Genomic DNA, 18,208 nt, shown 5'->3' on the forward strand with positions numbered 1-18,208 from the left:
GCTTTTTTATTTATTTTACGCTTACAGAGAGTAAAACGCAGGGTTATCTACTCGTTTTTATGAGCATGAATGCAGGAATATCATCACCAAATCCAAGGGGAGCGTAATTCTTATTTTTTCGAAGGCGCTGTTGCTCGGATGGTGTTTCTTTACCCTTAACTTTTTTGATATAATCTGTTTTATTCTCTTTTACAGTTTTTTTAGGGTGAGCAATAGACTCTTTTGAAGCAGTTTTCTTTGATGATTGTGAAGATTTTGTCTTGACAACATGACCTTCTGTTTGATCATTGGTTATTAAAGTCGAGAGATCTCCATTGAGCCATTCAATTTTTTCATTACTCATTTCCTCAATGGCATCAATATATTTTTGATCAGCTTTCGTGACGATTGTAAAAGCTTTTCCACGACGATTTGCACGCCCTGTACGACCAATTCGATGGATGTAGTCTTCAGCATGTGTAGGAACATCATAATTAAACACGTGACTTACCGCTGGAATATCGAGTCCACGGGCAGCAACATCTGAAGCAACCAGAAGTGTCAGCTTATTATTCTTAAAATCGGCTAGGGTATTCATGCGTGAATATTGGTCCATATCTCCATGAAGCGCCCCTACATTAAAGTTATGTTTGACGAGCGATCTAAAAAGTTCAGAGATATCTCTCTTTCGATTACAGAAAATAATTGCATTTTGAAGTTCTGCACCTTCGTTTTGGATAAGCTCTCGTAAAACCGCTCTTTTATCCCATGATTTATTTCCAGATTTGACAAGCCGTTGTGTAATTGTGGTCGCTGTTGAGGATGCTTTTGTAACTTCAACGGATACAGGAGAATGTAAAAATTGTTTCGTTAGCTTTGTAATTTCTGGCGCCATTGTTGCAGAAAAGAACAAAGTTTGACGCGTGAAAGGGGTTAGTTTACAGATACGTTCAATATCAGGAATAAAGCCCATATCCAACATGCGATCAGCTTCATCAATAACAAGGATTTCAACGCCCATCAGGAGCAATTTACCACGCTCAAAATGATCAAGAAGACGTCCTGGTGTTGCGATAAGCACATCAGCGCCTCGTTCAAGTTTACGATCTTGGTGTTCAAAAGAAACCCCACCAATCAAAAGAGCAACATTTAAACGATGATTTATTCCGTATTTATCGAAATTTTCTTCAACTTGAGCTGCAATTTCCCGTGTTGGTTCTAAGATGAGCGTACGGGGCATTCGTGCTCTTGCACGACCTTTTTCAAGGAGAGTGAGCATAGGCAATACGAAAGAGGCGGTTTTACCCGTTCCTGTTTGAGCAATTCCTAGAACGTCTTTTCTTTGAAGGACATGAGGAATTGTTTCACTTTGAATAGGTGTTGGAATTGTATATCCCGCTGACTTTACTGCACTAATAACCTTTGCGGAGAGACCTAAATCATCAAAACTATTCAAAGATGGTATCATTTTTTTATCAATTGCTCTGTGCTTTTAACTTCGCTATCTCAATGATAAGTACAACTAATATTCTCTATTCTTAAAGAGTGTTAAGATGCTTTCAAAAAAGCCAACTATAACAATCATATACATATAAAGCGCATAATACAATCATTAATAGCGAAATTGTTCTGATAAAATGCGCTCATCCCATGAATGACTTGAGTCAAAAAGGATTGAAGCTGTTACTTCTGTTGCCATTGAAATAGTCACTGAATGGACAGATTTAACTTCAACATTATCAGCAGCAGCATTGACAGGGCGTTTGTCAGGTTCAAGCATATCAAAACGCACTGTTACTGTATTGGGAAGCAATGCGCCATGCCAACGCCTTGGGCGAAAAGGGCTAACGGGAGTGAGGGCCATAAGGGGGGCCATAAGGGGGAGAATAGGTCCTTGTGCTGATAAATTATAGGCGGTTGATCCTGCTGGTGTCGCGACGAGGATACCATCACAACTTAATTGTTCTATGCGTACGTTATTATCAATGGTGATGCGAATTTTTGCTGCTTGATAAGATTGCCGAAAGAGGGATACTTCGTTAATTGCAAGCGCCTCGATAGATTCTTGACATTCAGCTTTTGCAATCATGCGCAAGGGATGAATTTCTTTTTTATGGGCGACAGCAATACGATTAGGCAATTTTTTTTCATGAAATTCATTCATAAGAAATCCTACAGAGCCTTGATTCATGCCATAAATAGGTTTTCCAGTGTTCATAACGTCTCGTACGGTTTGTAACATTGTCCCATCACCCCCGATTGCAACAACAATATCAGTTTCTTCCAGAGAAGAATGACCATAAACGGAAATTAATTTATGGGTAGCTTTGATAGCTTCCTCAGTTTCAGCGGAAATAAAATGAAAGCGACTTGGTAATGTAGTCATTTAAGAATTATCCTGATACTTATAACTTATCTTGTAACTTATTTTTTGAGAGTTTTGAAGTTGTAATAAAAGCTTTTTTTATAATAAAAAGAGTATTGAAAACAAAAAGAGAAGCTATTTCAAGATAAAGTATCATTGTAGAAAAGAAAGAATATTGCGTCGTTAGATAATTTACAAATAAGTAATTTTTTTATTAGAATGATAATTCAGCATTGAAGCTGAGAGTATGATTAGTTAAAAGAGCACAACTGGTTTTAATAATCAGTTTGAAGCACCCGTAGCTCAGCTGGATAGAGCGCTGCCCTCCGAAGGCAGAGGTCACAGATTCGAATTCTGTCGGGTGCACCAAACTCCTCAACTTGATATCATCCTCAATAACAATATCACCTAAGAAGAGGCAAATTTTCTCTTTTATGAAAATAGCCATTTGAATTGTTGCAAAACCGTATTGTGGCTCTGGGTATCACCATTGGTGAAGTGCTCCTGCCTCCTCTCAACAGTCTCATGGAAACTGTTGGGGGATTTGTCAATGGTTTGATGGCGTGGGCGAATGCGCATCCAACTTTAACCGGTGTGATCATCAAGACCATTGCCGCCCTGATGGCTTTTAACATCGCTTTACGGGTTGTACGTTTTTCCATGGCGGGAACCCGCCTTGGGATCTTGCAATTGATTGCCTCTTTCATCAAGCTTGGGTCTATTAGCCGCATGCTGAAGGCAAGTTGGTGCGGGCTCTTGGCTTCAGGGCGCTCACTGGGCTTGCTCACCGCAGGGTTTGGGGCACGTTTCCTCAAACTTTTGCGCCCCATGACCTTGTTGGTGGGTGCTTTGCGGGGGATTGCTGTTTCAGGGGCGGCTTTTGCGAGCAGCTTTGGTTGGATGGGAACCGTGATCGAAGTGGTTGGGGCAAGCCTGTCCTCTGTTGTGGGAGGGCTTTTTACTCCGGTAGGGGCTCTCATTGCTGCTGTTGTGGCTGTCATATTGGCTGCTGGTTTTGCTTTGTGGAAATATTGGGATCGTTTTTCTTCTTTTGTCAAAGGTTTTGCACGGGGGATAACACGGGCTTGGGGCCAAGCCTTTGAAGCCGTCATGCGCTTTTTGGGTGCCGATACCACCACCATTACCAAATGGAAAAACATCATTGCTGCTGCTTTCGACTTCTCTTCCCATTGGCAAAAGTTCAAACAAGGGCTTTCCTCTGTTGTCGAGTGGTTTGGCAATTTGTGGGAGGGCGTTAAACAAAGCTTTTCCAACTTTTGGGGGTGGTTGGGAAGCTTTTTTGCCCGCGAAAAGCTCACAGAGAGTGCCAAGGCTGGTATGGAACAAGCCGGTGAAGATTTAGCGAGTTGGATTGTTGATGGTTTTATGTCGTCCATCTCACAATTGACGGATTTTTGTAAATCTTTACCTCACCGCATAAAGGGGTGGATTGGGTCGATTGATGTAAGAGATTATTTGCCAAGTTTTTTGGGGGGTAAAACGTCCATCCAGCCCATAGCACAATTTGCGGGGGCTTCTCCTGTAAATTCATCTGCCAGAGAACCAAGAGACAAAGACCGCTCCCCCATCACCCACAATCAAAATGTCACAGTACATGTCAATGGGGCGCGTGAACCCATGGCCACTGGTCGTGCGGTTGCCCATGCTTTGCAACGGGCACGCGCCAATGCCCTGCATGGCGGGACAGAGTAATACGGGCTACAGAATAAGGGAAAAGACGGCGTGCTGGAAAGAACACAATGAGGGGAGGGATGAAGTGCTAGGATGGCGCAATGATAGGAGAGATGCAATGATACGTTTCGAAAGAAATGACGTGCTGGAAGGAATACAATCAAGGGGAGGGCGTCTATGAGAGATCCTTTGCTGATGTTAGATCCACATCTCTTTTATGTAGACTGGCTTAATTTCCAATCCTTTGAGGAAGAGTTCTCTGCCTCCTGGGTTTGCCTAGAGCGTTTTGGTGAGGCTCCTGGTTTGCAATTTACTGGCTATGGCAATGATCCCAAAACCATCCACGGGGTATTGTTTCCAGAAGAGTTTGGGGACCGTGTAGCTCTTGATGCCATCACCAGAACCATTCGTGCAGCCAAGCCCGTTCAGATGATCCGTTGGATGAGTGACAACGGCTATAGTGCCATTCTCCATGGATCTGTAGTGATCACCAGTGTCACGAAAGACCATGATTACATCAGTCGCTCTGGTCAATCGGGGCGTATTCGCTATGCCATTAGCTTGTTACCATTTTTCGATGGTGGAAAACCGCAAGGACAATACCAAGTGGGACAATATCAAGAGGGATATGATCAATATTCCCAAGGAGGAGAAACGCCATGAAGATACCAGAAAAGCATCTCGTGGTAGAGCTAGAGGATATGAGTCTTGATCTAATCTGCTTTCAACATGCTATGGCTGTGTTAGGGGATCGTTTTCAAGTTGGAGCGATCAAAGGTTATTGTGAGGCTACTTTGCAAGTCAATCCAGGTATTGCAGGCTATGGTGCTCTTTTACCGCGAGGCTTAAAAGTCATTCTGCCTGAATTTGTGTTGTCTAATCCCCAAAGCGTGGTGAGAAGGCTATGGGATTAATGCGCACACCCCCCTTTATTATCGTCAAGGTGGGAGACAAACCTGTTCATGAGGTTTTTTACCAGCGTCTTTTAACCGCAACCATTACGGACCATGCCGGTAATGAAGCCGATACATTTGAAGCAGAGTTTGATGATAGTGGCAATGATTTAGAGGTTCCCTTAAGCAACAGTGCGCTGCAAGTCACCTTTGGCTATGAGAACTGCATCAGTGCATTTATGGGGTGTTTTGTTGTCGAATCGGTTGTAAGTTGTGGTGGCAGTGATGGAGAGATTTTGCGCCTTTGTGGCAAAAGTGCTTCGATGCGTAAAGAACTCAAAGAACAGATGAGTGAACATTTTGACCACAAAACCATTGGTGAGATTGTCGAGACACTCGCCAAACGCCATGGCTATCAAGCAAAGATTAGTCCCCAGTTCACCAAACAAACTTTGCCTTATGTGGTGCGTACAGATCAATCCACGGTTGATTTTTTAACCCGCCTTGCCGACCGCATGCAGGCACGTTTTTTGATCAAGGATAATAAGTTTTTGTTTTTAAGCGGAGATAATTTACCAGCACTCCAACTTCATAAACACGACTGTTCCAACTGGGAATTTACCCTTGAGCCACGTACGCAATATGGCACCATTGAAGCTTCTTATTTTGATCGCTCAAAAGGGCAGCAATGCCAAGTCAAGCATCAGACAGGATTTAGCGGTCCCGTGCGCTGTCTTCGCACTTGTTACACCTGCAAGGAAGAAGCACAAGCTGCTGCTGCATCAGAATCAGACCGACTTTGCCGTGCTGTGGGCAGTGGTTCTTTGACCCTTGCGGGGCGCCCCGAAATCATGGCGGATCAACCTCTTTTATTGCAAGGGTTTCGGGAAGAAATCAATGGCTCATGGAAAGCCGCTACCGTCACCCACCGCTATGAGAAACAAAGCGGATACACCACCGAAATCACCTTTGAGGCACCAATCGAGGCAAAAGAGACATGGAAAAAGGAAACCAACTAAAAATGGAAAATCCAAAAGGCTGCTTCCCTCCTTCTGTTCGCCAACTCCCGCATAATATAGAAGCCGAACAAGCATTGCTTGGAGCAATTCTGATTAATAATGATGCACTTGATAGAGTTTCTGATTTTCTCAAACCAGAACATTTTTTTGAAGCCTTCCATCAAAGGCTTTTTGATATCATCTTACAAATTGTTCAAAAGGGAAAAGTTGCAGACCCGATTACCGTGAAGCCCTTTATTGCAAATGATGAAAACATTGGAGATATCACAGTCTTTAATTATGTTGTTCGTTTAGCCAAAGAAGCTGTCACCATCATCAATACTCAAGATTACGGACAGGTTATTTATGATCTGTTTATTCGGCGTTCTTTAATTAACCTTGGCACTCAAATTGTAAATAGTTCTTTTGATTCTCCCTTAGAACTTACCCCCTCTAAACAAATTGAAGCGCTTGAAAATCAGTTGTTTGCATTGGCAGAGAAAGGCAAGTATGGGGCTGGTTTTGAAAACTTTGATAGAGCCATTGCCAAAGCACTGGACATGGCAAGTGCTGCAAAAAAGCGTTCTTCACAGCTTTCTGGAATGGCAACCCATATTAAAACTCTTGATGAAAAAATGGGCGGGTTGCAACCATCTGATTTGATTATTCTAGCAGGGCGCCCTGGGATGGGTAAAACGTCCCTTGCAACCAATATTGCCTTTAACATTGCCAATGCTTGTAAGCGTCATGATGATAGCCAAGCCAGTGAAGGGGGCATTGTTGGTTTCTTCTCCCTTGAAATGTCAACAGAACAGCTTGCAACCCGTATTATCTCAGAACAAACAAAGGTTTCTTCTTCTGATATGCGACGGGGTAATCTTTCTGATGATCAGTTTATAAATATTGTTCATATGACGCATTCCCTTCAAACCATTCCTCTTTATATTGATCAAACGGGAGCTGTATCCCTTGCACAATTGGCGGCCCGTGCAAGGCGTCTTAAACGACAACATGGTCTAGATGTTTTGATAATTGATTATATCCAACTGATGACAAGCGGTTCAAAGCGTTCTTCTGAAAACCGCGTTCAAGAGATTACAGCCATTACTATGGGGCTTAAAGCACTTGCAAAGGAACTCAATATTCCCATCATTGCGCTTTCGCAATTATCACGACAAGTTGAAAATAGAACAGATAAACGTCCACAACTCTCCGATTTACGGGAATCAGGTTCAATCGAGCAAGATGCCGATATTGTGTTGTTTGTTTATCGTGAAGAATATTATCTCAACAATGAAGAACAAAAAGAAGGCGCTCCTGAGTATCACAAATGGAAAGAAGCAATGGAGCAAGTTAAGGGAAAAGCTGAGGTTATCATAGCCAAGCAACGCCATGGGCCAACAGGAATCGTTCCTCTTGTTTTCCAATCTGAATTTACATGCTTTAGTGACCTAACGGATAAAGACAACTTTCCAGAAATATCCGCTTGAGCTCAAAATAATGATCCGATGCTTGAGAAGCAAAAACCCATAGATTCTCACAAAAAATGACGAATCTTAAAACACCCTTTGAAAGGCCTTTAAAGACCCTTTGAGAACCCCTTAAAAATCATGTGAAACAAAATAAATTGGTACAAAACCTGGTGGCAAAATATACAAAACACGCTGGCAAGCTACACGCACCTTAAAAAAAGACATATAGAATCAAGAAGTTATAGCACGACAAAAGCGCTGTGGCGGAGGGGGTGGGATTCGAACCCACGGTACAGTCTCCTGCACGCCGGTTTTCAAGACCGGTGCCTTAAACCGCTCGGCCACCCCTCCAAATTAGATACGCTTTTTGACAAACTTCTTGCAAAAGGTCAATCATTTTAATACGCATTCTAAAGCGTTTTTTGTAAAATTATTTAAGTTTCAAGCAAAATAATTCCTCATAAGTCAATTTTTTGAGTGTGTTAGCTAATAGTTTTACTTTTAAACATAATAATTCTTTCTGAAAAAATGAAAGGTAAATATGATATTTATCATTTCATTTTCTTGTCTAAAAGTTTTTCACAAAGCAAGATTTTTGAAATTTTTGACAATTATTTTCATAATGATAAGATATGTTTAGTGGGAACTGTTTGATAAATTATATTAAATTCTTTGCAGACGTATATTTTTGAATTATTTTGCTTTTCTAGATATTTATTCCATTTAGTTCGTTCATATTTTGCGAAAAGAAAATGTTATTGCTCTGACAGTTTATGAGAGGTAAATTGTAGGAACGACATATTATTCAAGGTAAGCTTGTATTGATTTTAAAGTAAGTATGATTTAATAAGAAAACTCTTTAAAGGATTTTAATTTTTTTAATAAAAATATTTGAGTATATCATACAGTTAAAGAATAGCTTGAAGAAAGCAGTTGATTTATTCTAATAGAGAAAGAACTGAAAAATTCAGCTAGAATCACGACAAATTTTTTATTGATTAACAGTGATTTTTTTTAATTCTTATACTATTTGAACAAAATTTTACGCAAGATTTGCATTGAAAGTATAAAACTTCTTCCAAGCTCAAGCATGACTGAAAAGTGGATATATTTATAACGCTTTTTGCTGTAAGATTAGTAAGAAGTTGATTTGAAGAGAAGAAAAGGCTTATTGAGCAATACACTTAGATTAATAGGGAGGTTCCTTTCATTAAAGAATCAAAGCTTTCACAAAGAGTTTTTTTAATTCTTTGAATAATATAGAGGTGAAAATACTAGGGCGTTTGTTAAAGTATTGAATAGTTTTCCAAGAACAAAGCTTAAAAATACTCATTGTACATAGGCAAAGAACATAAACTTTAACCAAGCTTCAAAAGCTTACTCACTCATGAGTATGTATAAAACCAACAAGTTATTATTGATATAAAAACAAATGGTGGGCGATGAGAGACTCGAACTCCCGACATCCTCGGTGTAAACGAGGCGCTCTACCAGCTGAGCTAATCGCCCAATGCCAATGATCAGCAATTGAATAGGCTCTCTTTAAGGAAATTTTTTCGCAAACGCAAGAATAAAGATTGTGTTTGATGATTTTTTTAAAAAAATGCATAAGTCTTCTTGACATAAACGTATGAACCCCTTACACGACCCCTTATACCAATAATGAATTGGTTCGAAAGAAATGCGCGAGTGTAGCTCAGTTGGTTAGAGTGCTGGCCTGTCACGCCGGAGGTCGCGGGTTCGAGCCCCGTCACTCGCGCCATTTTATGTTTCCTTATGGAATTTCTCTTGATATTTATGTGTTATGAATTAGGTATGGAGTGTCTAATTTAGGGGGGATATGTTTTTTCTTCCTTTTTATATGGTTTATAAGAATAGTGCTTGCGTCTTTCTTTGCTCTGCGTTACCTATGCCGATAAGAAAAGTATCGCTCTGTATACCTTTCAAGCCGTATGAGCAGAATTAATAGAGCGATTGTTAAATTTGTCTGTTTGATCTCGCAATATCGAGTCATTGTGTTAAACTCAGGCATTTCGTTACGATGGAAGAGGGTTATGGCTTATTTATTGAGCTCTTATTTGCCGGTCTTGATTTTTATTATTGTGTCAGCGATTATTGCTGGGGTTTTGTTGATTACACCTTACATTGTAGCATATCGTTCTCCCGATCCTGAAAAATTATCGGCTTATGAATGTGGGTTTAATTCATTTAGTGATGCACGCATGAAGTTTGATATTCGTTTCTATTTGGTTTCAATTTTATTTATTATTTTTGATCTTGAAGTTGCTTTTCTTTTTCCTTGGGCTGTTTCATTCAAATCGATAGGTATGTTTGGCTTTTGGTCGATGATTGTGTTTTTAGCGATTTTGACTATTGGCTTTATATATGAATGGAAAAAAGGAGCTCTTGAATGGAATTAAGATCTAATAATTCAACGATTACAGCTCCAAAACCAAAAGGAATCATTGATCCCAATACGGGAAAACTGGTAGGATCAGATGATAAGTTTTTTTGTGATATTAATGCTGAATTATCAGATAAGGGTTTTTTAGTTACCTCAGCAGATGCCTTGATTACTTGGGCACGTACCGGTTCTTTAATGTGGATGAGTTTTGGTTTGGCTTGTTGTGCTATTGAAATGATGCAGTGTTCAATGCCGCATTATGATAATGAGCGTTTTGGATATGCACCACGAGCTTCACCCCGTCAGTCAGATGTGATGGTGGTAGCAGGTACTCTAACAAATAAGATGGCGCCTGCTTTAAGAAAAGTGTATGATCAGATGCCAGAGCCACGTTATGTAATTTCTATGGGGTCATGTGCAAACGGTGGGGGATATTATCATTATTCCTATTCAGTGGTGCGTGGATGTGATCGTATCGTGCCTGTCGATATATATGTTCCAGGCTGTCCTCCTACAGCGGAGGCATTATTATACGGCATATTGTTGTTACAGAAAAAAATCCGTCGTACCGGATCCATAGAGCGATAGAGAGTTTTCGTATCATGATGGATGAATCACTGGTTGAACTTGCAGCATATTTGGAAAGCAAGTTGGGAAATAAGCTAGAAGAGACTGTTTTTGCTTTTGGTGAATTAACCATTGTGGTGCGTCTTGATGCAATTATCGATGTCCTAATGTTTGTTCGTGATGATTCTCGCTGTCAATTTATTAATCTCACAGACATTAGTGGTGTGGATTATCCTTCTCGCGATAAGCGTTTTGATATTTCTTACCAATTACTGTCTCCTCGTGAGAATTTACGCTTACGTGTTAAAGTTCGTACAGATGAAAATACGCCTGTTGCTTCCGCTTGTATCGTTTATCCTGGTGCAGAGTGGTATGAACGTGAAACCTATGACATGTATGGGATTTTATTTTCAGGTCATCCGGATTTGAGACGGATTTTAACAGATTATGGGTTTGAAGGATATCCTTTACGCAAAGACTTTCCTGTGACAGGATTTGTTGAATGCCGTTATGATAATGAAGCAAAGAGGGTGATTTATGAGCCCGTTGTTTTGCGCCAAGAAATGCGTAATTTCGATTTTCTTTCTCCTTGGGAAGGTGGACAATATATTTTACCTTGTGATGAAAAAGTAGATGGAAAAAAATAACATTGGTTTTGATAAGGTATTATATTAGAGTAGTGTGTTTCTTAAATAATTAAATGTTTTTAATATGATAGATTTTTTTAATGTTTGATATGAAGTTTTTTAAGAAAGCAAGGGGTTGATTGTGGCTGAGGTCAATGTTCGAAACTTTAATATCAATTTTGGTCCGCAGCATCCTGCAGCGCATGGCGTTTTGCGCATGGTTCTAGAGTTGGATGGTGAAGTTGTTGAGCGTGTAGATCCGCATATCGGGTTATTACATCGCGGTACCGAAAAATTAATGGAAACAAAGACGTATCTTCAAGCAGGGCCTTATCTAGATCGTTTAGATTATGTTGCTCCTATGAATCAGGAACATGCTTTTGTTCTTGCGATTGAAAAATTATTAGGTGTTGAGGTTCCCAAAAGAGGACAGTTAATACGTGTTTTGTTTTCTGAAATTGGGCGTATTCTTAATCATTTGCTTAATGTAACGACACAGGCGATGGATGTTGGTGCTTTAACTCCACCGCTTTGGGGGTTTGAGCAACGTGAAAGATTGATGATTTTTTATGAGCGTGCCTGTGGAGCGCGTCTTCATGCCAATTATTTTCGCCCTGGTGGTGTGCACCAAGACTTACCAGAATCTTTAGTTGAGGACATTGGTAATTTTATTGATCCGTTTCTTGTTTCTCTTGGAAAACTTGATGCGCTTGTGACACCAAATCGGATTTTTAAGCAGCGTAATGTGGATATTGGTGTTGTCAGTATTGACGAAGCTTGGGCACGTGGTTTTTCTGGGGTTATGATCCGTGGTGCTGGTGTACCGTGGGATTTGCGTAAAAGTCAGCCTTATGAATGTTACGATGAAATGGAATTTGATATTCCTATAGGTAAAAATAGTGATTGTTATGATCGCTATCTTATTCGTATGGAAGAAATGCGTCAATCAGCGAAAATTATGCGTCAATGCGTAGAACGATTGCTTGGTAGTGAAAAGAATGGACCAGTTTCGAGTTTAGATCGCAAAATTGTACCACCAAAGCGGTCTGAGATGAAAAGCTCAATGGAAGCGCTGATTCATCACTTTAAACTCTATACGGAAGGTTTTCATACGCCTCCTGGAGAAGTCTATGTTGCAGTAGAAGCGCCAAAGGGTGAGTTTGGTGTTTATCTTGTTTCAGATGGAACCAATAAGCCTTATCGTGTTAAGTTGCGTGCTCCTGGGTTTGCTCATCTCCAAGCTATGGATTTTTTAACCCGAGGTCATATGTTGGCGGATGCTACAGCTATTTTGGGTTCGATTGATATTGTTTTTGGGGAGGTTGATCGCTAATGTCCGTACGCCGTCTTGCAGATGATGTCTATCAGCCCGCAGAGTTTTCTTTTACAAAGGAAAATCAGATATGGGTGAAAAATACCATAGAAAAATATCCTGTAGGGCGTGAACAATCGGCTGTTATTCCGTTATTAATGCGTGCACAAGAGCAAGATGGTTGGGTGACACGTGCTGCAATTGAGCATATCGCTCAAATTCTTTCTATGGCATATATCCGGGTCCTAGAGGTTGCTACTTTTTATACTCAGTTTCAGCTTAAGCCTGTAGGGACAAAAGCGCATATTCAAGTGTGTGGTACGACTCCTTGTATGTTACGTGGTTCTGATGAATTGATTAAAGTTTGTCAGAAAAAAATTCATCATGAACCTTTTACGACCAATCAGGATGGAACATTATCATGGGAAGAGGTGGAGTGTCTTGGCGCTTGTGTTAATGCTCCTATGGTTATGATTTTTAAAGATACTTATGAAGATCTCACAGCTGAACGCCTTGAAGAGATTATTGATGCATTTAAGGCAGGAAAGGGGGCTGAGATAAAGGTTGGTCCACAAAACAGTCGTCAATCTTCGGAGCCGATTAGTGGTTTAACATCTCTTCTTGAAGATGAAGAAAAAAGAAAATCTCTCAAATCTTCAAAGAAAAAAGGATCATAAGGGAATGGGATCTTAGTTAAATATTTTTTGAAAAGATATTTCATTATTTTATCCATATTATAACGACATCTAATTAAAAGTAGAAAGTTTTAAGAAGTTTTTTAAAATTGCATTTGAGGAAAAGCTAAAAATGCTACGGGTAATAGAGAAAAAGGTGGGGTATGCTAACTGATAAAGACCGTATCTTCACCAATATTTATGGTTTAAAAGACAAATCATTAAAGGCTGCAATGTTGCGTGGGCATTGGAGTGGTTTGAAAGAGATTATTAATAAAGGTCGTGATTGGATCATTGATGAGGTGAAGGCGTCAGGTTTACGCGGTCGTGGTGGTGCTGGTTTTCCTACTGGAATGAAATGGTCCTTTATGCCAAAGCAGAATGATGGTCGTCCTCATTATTTGGTTGTTAATGCTGATGAATCGGAGCCTGGGACATGTAAAGACCGCGATATTTTACGCCATGACCCCCATACTTTGATTGAAGGATGTGCAATTGCTACTTTTGCAATGGGATCAAATGTTGCTTTTATTTATATTCGTGGTGAATATATTCGTGAGCGTGAAGCGCTTCAAGCGGCTGTGGATGAATGTTATGAAGCAGGCTTGCTTGGCAAAAAAACAAAATATGGTCATGCTTGTGATATTATTATTCATCATGGGGCCGGTGCTTATATTTGTGGTGAAGAAACAGCGCTTCTCGAAAGTCTTGAGGGGAAAAAAGGGCAACCTCGTCTCAAACCGCCATTCCCTGCAAATATGGGGATTTATGGCTGTCCAACAACAGTCAACAATGTCGAATCGATAGCGGTTGTTCCAACGATTTTACGTCGAGGGGCTTCCTGGTTTTCATCAATTGGGCGTGCAAATAATGTCGGAACAAAATTATTTATGGTTTCCGGTCATGTTAATGCCCCTTGTACCTTTGAAGAAGCCCTAGGTGTTTCTTTCCGTGAATTAATTGAAAAACATACGGGGGGTATTCGTGGCGGATGGAATAATCTTTTAGCGGTTATTCCAGGAGGCGCTTCTTGTCCAGTTGTTCGTGGTGAGGATATGGTTGATGCGATCATGGATTTTGATGGAATGCGCGATGTCGGATCTTCTTTTGGCACAGGGGGTATGATTGTTATGGATAAATCGACTGATATTATCAAGGCAATTTGGCGGATATCGGCTTTTTTCAAACATGAGAGTTGTGGTCAGTGTACGCCATGCCGTGAAGGCACAGGGTGGATGATGCGCCTTTTAGGACGTATGGTTGAGGGAAGAGCGCAAAAGCGTGAAATTGATCTGTTATTTGAGGTTTCTAAACAGGTTGAAGGGCACACAATCTGCGCACTTGGTGATGCGGCAGCGTGGCCAGTACAAGGGTTGATTCGTAATTTCCGTCCGGAAATCGAGCGTAGAATTGATGAATACACGCGAAATGTCGTGCAAAGAAAAAATATTGCTTTGGAAGCAGTGGGATAGAAGATTTTTAAAAGAGCAACCGAATGCAAATTTTAAGTGGATTATCCGCAGGTTGGATGAGTGATGATAAATATCAAAGTTGATGGCAAAGAGATTGAAGTTCCTGATTACTACACGTTGCTTCAGGCAGCTGAGGCGGCTGGGGCAGAAGTCCCGCGTTTTTGTTTTCATGAATCTTTGTCAATTGCTGGCAATTGTCGCATGTGTTTGGTTGAGGTCAAGGGAGGTCCTCCAAAACCTCAGGCTTCTTGTGCGATGGGAGTTCGTGATTTACGGGTAGGGCCTAACGGTGAAGCACCAGAAATTTTTACCAATACGGCGATGGTAAAAAAAGCACGTGAAGGTGTTATGGAATTTCTTCTCATTAATCATCCTTTGGATTGTCCAGTGTGTGATCAAGGGGGAGAATGCGATCTTCAAGATCAAGCAATGCTTTATGGGCGAGATTGTTCTCGTTATACAGAAAATAAACGTGCTGTAGAAGATAAATATATTGGGCCTCTTGTCAAAACTGTGATGACAAGGTGTATTCATTGCACACGGTGTGTTCGTTTTACAACGGAAGTCGCAGGTATTTCTGAACTTGGTTTGATCGGTCGTGGTGAAGATGCTGAAATTACGACATATCTTGAAAAAGCTATGACATCTGAATTACAGGGAAATGTTATTGATCTTTGTCCAGTGGGGGCTTTAACTTCAAAACCTTACGCATTTCATGCGCGTCCGTGGGAATTGGTGAAAACAGAATCGATTGATGTGATGGATGCTCTTGGTAGTGCTATCCGTATTGATAGCCGCGGCCGTGAAGTTATGCGGATTATGCCGCGTACAAATGAAGATGTAAATGAGGAATGGATTTCTGACAAAACGCGTTTTATTTGGGATGGATTACGGACTCAGCGGCTTGATAGACCCTATGTACGGAAAGACGGAAAACTTCAACCTGTTAGTTGGGCAGAAGCTTTTGCAAAAATTAAAACCGTAGTTTCTAAAATCTTGCCAGAAAAAATTGGAGCTATTGCTGGGGATCTTGCTTCTGTTGAGGAAATGTATGCCCTTAAAGCATTACTGATCTCGTTGGGTTCAAAACTCTTTGATTGTCGTCAAAAAGGCGTTGCTTTATCGCCAGAGTTTGGGCGTTCGAGTTATATTTTTAATCCTACAATCGCGGGGATTGAACAGGCTGATGCCCTGCTTATTGTGGGCTCTAATCCACGCCATGAAGCTGCTGTTTTAAATGCGCGTATTTTAAAGCGCCAACGGATGGGAAATTTTCCTATCGCGCTCATTGGAGAGGAAGTCGATTTACGTTATCCTTATTCTTATCTTGGATCTGGGAGTGATGCATTAAATACACTTATTCGTGGAGAGGATTCTTTTTTTAATATCTTAAAAGAAGCAAAGAGGCCTCTTATTCTTATCGGAGAGGGGGCAGTTTCAGGAAATGAAGGATTATCTGTTTTAAAAAGCCTTGCTAAGTTAGCGGATAATATTGGTGCTCTTAGTGAAGAATGGAATGGGTTTGGGGTTCTTCATAATGCAGCGTCGACCGTTGGAGGGTTGGACATAGGTTTTACGTCTCAACTTGGGGTTGCAAATATTCTAAAAACCTGTGAAGTTTTATTTTTGCTTGGTGCTGATGAAGTGGAATTGGCCAATATAAAAGCTTTTAAAGTTTATATTGGTAGTCATGGTGATAATGGTGCACATGCTGCTGATGTTATTTTGCCTGCATCGGCCTACACTGAAAAATCAGGGCTTTATGTGAATACAGAAGGGCGTGTTCAAATGACAAATCGGGCTGGTTTTGCTCCAGGTGAAGCAAAAGAAGATTGGGCTATTTTGCGTGCCTTATCGGATGTTTTAGGGCAAAGGCTCCCTTTTGATTCTCTCTCTCAATTAAGACAATGCTTGTTTAATGATTATCCACATTTTTATGCCGTTGATGATATAATGCCTTCTGATATAAGTGATCTTAAGGCGCTTGGTTCAAAAATGGTTTCCCTGGAGAGTCAAACATTTACTTCTATGGTTAAAGACTTTTATTTGACAAATCCGATAGCACGTGCTTCTGCCGTTATGGCTGAATGTTCATCTCTTGCAAAAAGCCGTGCTATGCAAGCTGTAGAGTAAGGGCAAAAGAAAAGGAATAATGATGTATGATTTCTTTATGACTTGGCTGTTGCCATTACTTATTATCGTTGGAAAAACACTCTTTCTTTTGGTTGTTCTGTTGGTTTTAGTTGCTTATCTTCTCTATGCAGATAGAAAAATTTGGGCTGCAGTACAATTGCGGCGTGGTCCCAATGTTGTTGGTCCGTGGGGATTGCTACAGTCTTTTGCAGATTTAATTAAATTTGTTGTGAAAGAACCTATTATCCCTGCAGGTGCAAATAAGGGGGTTTTTCTTTTAGCTCCTTTTGTTTCAGCGACTCTTGCTTTATCGACTTGGGCTGTTATCCCTGTCAGTGAGGGCTGGGAAGTTGCGAAGATTAATGTTGGTTTGCTTTATATCTTAGCCATTTCATCTCTTGAAGTTTATGGTGTTATTATGGGGGGATGGGCATCAAATTCAAAATATCCTTTCTTGGGAGCTCTTCGTTCGGCGGCACAAATGGTTTCTTATGAAGTTTCTATTGGTTTTGTGCTTGTGACCGTCATTTTAGTAAGTGGTTCGTTGGATCTCACAACAATTGTTCTTAAACAAACAAATGGTCTTGGTACAACTCTAGGTCTTCCTTTTAACAGTTTTCTCGATTGGAATTGGTTAGTCCTTTTTCCAATGTTTATTATATTTTTTATTTCTGCGCTCGCAGAGACAAACCGTCCTCCATTCGATTTGGTGGAAGCAGAGTCTGAGCTTGTTGCTGGTCATATGGTAGAATATTCTTCAACGCCTTACATGCTCTTCTTTCTTGGTGAATATGTTGCTATTGTTTTAATGTGCGCATTAACAACCATTTTATTTTTAGGCGGTTGGCTCCCTCCCTTGGATGTTTGGTGGCTGAATTGGATTCCTGGTGTTATTTGGTTTGTTTTAAAAGTCTGTTTTGTGTTTTTTTGGTTTGCTATCGTTAAAGCATTTGTTCCACGTTATCGCTATGATCAGCTCATGCGGCTTGGTTGGAAGGTTTTTCTTCCTCTCTCACTAGCAATGGTTGTGATAACAGCGGCTTTTTTAAAGTTTACGAATTTCGTTTAAGAGGAGATTTTACGATGTCAGGTTTTATTCAGGCGGCAAAGTCACTCCTTTTATTAGAATTTGTGAGTGCTTTTTTCTTAGCCATGCGTCAATTTTTTTCGCCAAAGCCTACGATTAATTATCCTTATGAAAAGGGTTTTGTATCTCAGCGTTTTCGTGGTGAACATGCACTGCGTCGCTATCCGAATGGTGAAGAACGGTGTATTGCCTGTAAATTATGTGAAGCAATTTGCCCTGCACAAGCAATTACAATTGAGGCTGGACCGCGACGGAATGATGGTACGCGTAGAACTGTTCGTTATGATATTGATATGGTTAAGTGTATTTACTGCGGTTTTTGTCAAGAAGCTTGTCCAGTAGAGGCTATTGTTGAAGGTCCAAATTTTGAATTTGCAACAGAAACGCGTGAAGAACTCTATTATGATAAAGAAAAACTTTTAATGAATGGAGATCGTTGGGAGCGAGAAATTGCTCGAAATATATTGATGGATGCACCTTATCGTTAAGTGTGTCGCTAAATGAGGTGTCGGATAATTTCCGATAAATTGTAAT

16 protein-coding genes and 4 tRNA genes are annotated in these 18,208 nt (G+C 40.5%); 16 read left to right on the top strand and 4 right to left on the bottom strand.

All coding sequences use genetic code 11. The features are described from left to right. Positions 1-43: 43 nt before the first annotated feature. Entirely contained in the window at positions 44-1,447 is a 1,404-nt protein-coding gene (locus PVV57_RS05290; RefSeq protein ID WP_273783602.1) for a DEAD/DEAH box helicase, read from the bottom strand. Between the two features lie 144 nt (positions 1,448-1,591). After that, positions 1,592-2,365: an NAD kinase gene (locus PVV57_RS05295; RefSeq protein ID WP_273718641.1), complete on the bottom strand. Its 774-nt coding sequence runs from the start codon at positions 2,363-2,365 to the stop codon at positions 1,592-1,594. 271 nt (positions 2,366-2,636) lie between these two features. Here PVV57_RS05295 and PVV57_RS05300 point away from each other — a divergent pair. The 6 genes from PVV57_RS05300 (at position 2,637) to PVV57_RS05325 (ending at position 7,417) form a co-directional block, all read left to right on the top strand. Next, positions 2,637-2,713: transfer RNA gene (locus tag PVV57_RS05300), tRNA-Arg, on the top strand. 87 nt (positions 2,714-2,800) lie between these two features. After that, complete coding sequence (locus PVV57_RS05305) at positions 2,801-4,057, top strand: phage tail tape measure protein (protein ID WP_273783617.1); 1,257 nt, start codon at positions 2,801-2,803, stop codon at positions 4,055-4,057. Positions 4,058-4,213: 156 nt separating this feature from the next. Then, positions 4,214-4,699 (top strand): phage tail protein, encoded by a 486-nt coding sequence (locus tag PVV57_RS05310; RefSeq protein WP_273783603.1) that lies wholly within the window; start codon positions 4,214-4,216, stop codon positions 4,697-4,699. Then, the gene (locus tag PVV57_RS05315; RefSeq protein ID WP_273783605.1) at positions 4,696-4,950 is read left to right on the top strand and encodes a tail protein X; all 255 of its coding nucleotides are present in this window, start codon (positions 4,696-4,698) and stop codon (positions 4,948-4,950) included. Before PVV57_RS05310 ends, PVV57_RS05315 begins: the two co-directional genes overlap by 4 nt. Then, complete coding sequence (locus PVV57_RS05320) at positions 4,950-5,948, top strand: phage late control D family protein (RefSeq protein ID WP_273783619.1); 999 nt, start codon at positions 4,950-4,952, stop codon at positions 5,946-5,948. Before PVV57_RS05315 ends, PVV57_RS05320 begins: the two co-directional genes overlap by 1 nt. Positions 5,949-5,950: 2 nt before the next feature. Continuing rightward, complete coding sequence (locus tag PVV57_RS05325) at positions 5,951-7,417, top strand: replicative DNA helicase (RefSeq protein WP_404977241.1); 1,467 nt, start codon at positions 5,951-5,953, stop codon at positions 7,415-7,417. Positions 7,418-7,660: 243 nt separating this feature from the next. On the opposite strand, the gene PVV57_RS05330 is transcribed toward PVV57_RS05325, so the two are convergent. Beyond that, positions 7,661-7,750 (bottom strand) — tRNA-Ser (locus PVV57_RS05330). A 1,082-nt stretch (positions 7,751-8,832) separates the two neighbouring features. Beyond that, positions 8,833-8,908 (bottom strand) — tRNA-Val (locus PVV57_RS05335). Positions 8,909-9,084: 176 nt separating this feature from the next. Between PVV57_RS05335 and PVV57_RS05340 the strand changes: the two genes are divergently transcribed. The 10 genes from PVV57_RS05340 to nuoI all read left to right on the top strand — a co-directional run bounded on the left by PVV57_RS05340 (position 9,085) and on the right by nuoI (position 18,162). Next, positions 9,085-9,161, top strand: a tRNA-Asp gene (locus PVV57_RS05340). 292 nt (positions 9,162-9,453) lie between these two features. Next, positions 9,454-9,819 carry an NADH-quinone oxidoreductase subunit A gene (locus tag PVV57_RS05345; RefSeq protein WP_273718292.1) on the top strand — a complete coding sequence of 122 codons (366 nt, stop codon included), beginning with the start codon at positions 9,454-9,456 and terminating at the stop codon, positions 9,817-9,819. Continuing rightward, positions 9,810-10,391 (top strand): NADH-quinone oxidoreductase subunit B family protein, encoded by a 582-nt coding sequence (locus tag PVV57_RS05350; RefSeq protein ID WP_273783606.1) that lies wholly within the window; start codon positions 9,810-9,812, stop codon positions 10,389-10,391. The genes PVV57_RS05345 and PVV57_RS05350 overlap by 10 nt, the downstream gene beginning before the upstream one ends. A 17-nt stretch (positions 10,392-10,408) precedes the next feature. Then, positions 10,409-11,017: an NADH-quinone oxidoreductase subunit C gene (locus tag PVV57_RS05355; RefSeq protein WP_273718502.1), complete on the top strand. Its 609-nt coding sequence runs from the start codon at positions 10,409-10,411 to the stop codon at positions 11,015-11,017. A gap of 121 nt (positions 11,018-11,138) precedes the next feature. Continuing rightward, positions 11,139-12,329 carry an NADH-quinone oxidoreductase subunit D gene (locus PVV57_RS05360; protein WP_273718294.1) on the top strand — a complete coding sequence of 397 codons (1,191 nt, stop codon included), beginning with the start codon at positions 11,139-11,141 and terminating at the stop codon, positions 12,327-12,329. Beyond that, positions 12,329-12,985: an NADH-quinone oxidoreductase subunit NuoE gene (nuoE, locus tag PVV57_RS05365; protein ID WP_273718295.1), complete on the top strand. Its 657-nt coding sequence runs from the start codon at positions 12,329-12,331 to the stop codon at positions 12,983-12,985. Before PVV57_RS05360 ends, nuoE begins: the two co-directional genes overlap by 1 nt. Positions 12,986-13,146: 161 nt before the next feature. Beyond that, positions 13,147-14,454, top strand: coding sequence for an NADH-quinone oxidoreductase subunit NuoF (gene nuoF, locus PVV57_RS05370; RefSeq protein ID WP_273718297.1), 1,308 nt, complete (start codon positions 13,147-13,149; stop codon positions 14,452-14,454). A gap of 63 nt (positions 14,455-14,517) precedes the next feature. After that, positions 14,518-16,587 carry an NADH-quinone oxidoreductase subunit NuoG gene (gene nuoG, locus PVV57_RS05375; RefSeq protein ID WP_273718299.1) on the top strand — a complete coding sequence of 690 codons (2,070 nt, stop codon included), beginning with the start codon at positions 14,518-14,520 and terminating at the stop codon, positions 16,585-16,587. Positions 16,588-16,609: 22 nt separating this feature from the next. Next, entirely contained in the window at positions 16,610-17,656 is a 1,047-nt protein-coding gene (gene nuoH, locus PVV57_RS05380; RefSeq protein WP_273718504.1) for an NADH-quinone oxidoreductase subunit NuoH, read from the top strand. Positions 17,657-17,670: 14 nt separating this feature from the next. Next, positions 17,671-18,162, top strand: coding sequence for an NADH-quinone oxidoreductase subunit NuoI (nuoI, locus tag PVV57_RS05385; RefSeq protein WP_004860049.1), 492 nt, complete (start codon positions 17,671-17,673; stop codon positions 18,160-18,162). The last annotated feature ends 46 nt before the right edge of the window (positions 18,163-18,208 follow it).

Origin of the sequence: Bartonella sp. AU15XJBT, from assembly GCF_028618615.1 — a bacterium.
Lineage (GTDB): Bacteria > Pseudomonadota > Alphaproteobacteria > Rhizobiales > Rhizobiaceae > Bartonella.

What these genes read in the sequence shown, in the direction of transcription:
- nuoH (WP_273718504.1), top strand. Translation starts at nt 16,610, where the DNA reads ATGTATGATTTCTTTATGACTTGGCTGTTGCCATTACTTATTATCGTT.
- PVV57_RS05310 (WP_273783603.1), top strand. Translation starts at nt 4,214, where the DNA reads ATGAGAGATCCTTTGCTGATGTTAGATCCACATCTCTTTTATGTAGAC.
- PVV57_RS05325 (WP_404977241.1), top strand. Translation starts at nt 5,951, where the DNA reads ATGGAAAATCCAAAAGGCTGCTTCCCTCCTTCTGTTCGCCAACTCCCG.
- PVV57_RS05295 (WP_273718641.1), bottom strand. Translation starts at nt 2,365, where the DNA reads ATGACTACATTACCAAGTCGCTTTCATTTTATTTCCGCTGAAACTGAG.
- PVV57_RS05290 (WP_273783602.1), bottom strand. Translation starts at nt 1,447, where the DNA reads ATGATACCATCTTTGAATAGTTTTGATGATTTAGGTCTCTCCGCAAAG.
- nuoG (WP_273718299.1), top strand. Translation starts at nt 14,518, where the DNA reads ATGATAAATATCAAAGTTGATGGCAAAGAGATTGAAGTTCCTGATTAC.
- PVV57_RS05320 (WP_273783619.1), top strand. Translation starts at nt 4,950, where the DNA reads ATGCGCACACCCCCCTTTATTATCGTCAAGGTGGGAGACAAACCTGTT.
- PVV57_RS05345 (WP_273718292.1), top strand. Translation starts at nt 9,454, where the DNA reads ATGGCTTATTTATTGAGCTCTTATTTGCCGGTCTTGATTTTTATTATT.
- nuoF (WP_273718297.1), top strand. Translation starts at nt 13,147, where the DNA reads ATGCTAACTGATAAAGACCGTATCTTCACCAATATTTATGGTTTAAAA.
- nuoI (WP_004860049.1), top strand. Translation starts at nt 17,671, where the DNA reads ATGTCAGGTTTTATTCAGGCGGCAAAGTCACTCCTTTTATTAGAATTT.
- nuoE (WP_273718295.1), top strand. Translation starts at nt 12,329, where the DNA reads ATGTCCGTACGCCGTCTTGCAGATGATGTCTATCAGCCCGCAGAGTTT.
- PVV57_RS05355 (WP_273718502.1), top strand. Translation starts at nt 10,409, where the DNA reads ATGGATGAATCACTGGTTGAACTTGCAGCATATTTGGAAAGCAAGTTG.
- PVV57_RS05315 (WP_273783605.1), top strand. Translation starts at nt 4,696, where the DNA reads ATGAAGATACCAGAAAAGCATCTCGTGGTAGAGCTAGAGGATATGAGT.
- PVV57_RS05350 (WP_273783606.1), top strand. Translation starts at nt 9,810, where the DNA reads ATGGAATTAAGATCTAATAATTCAACGATTACAGCTCCAAAACCAAAA.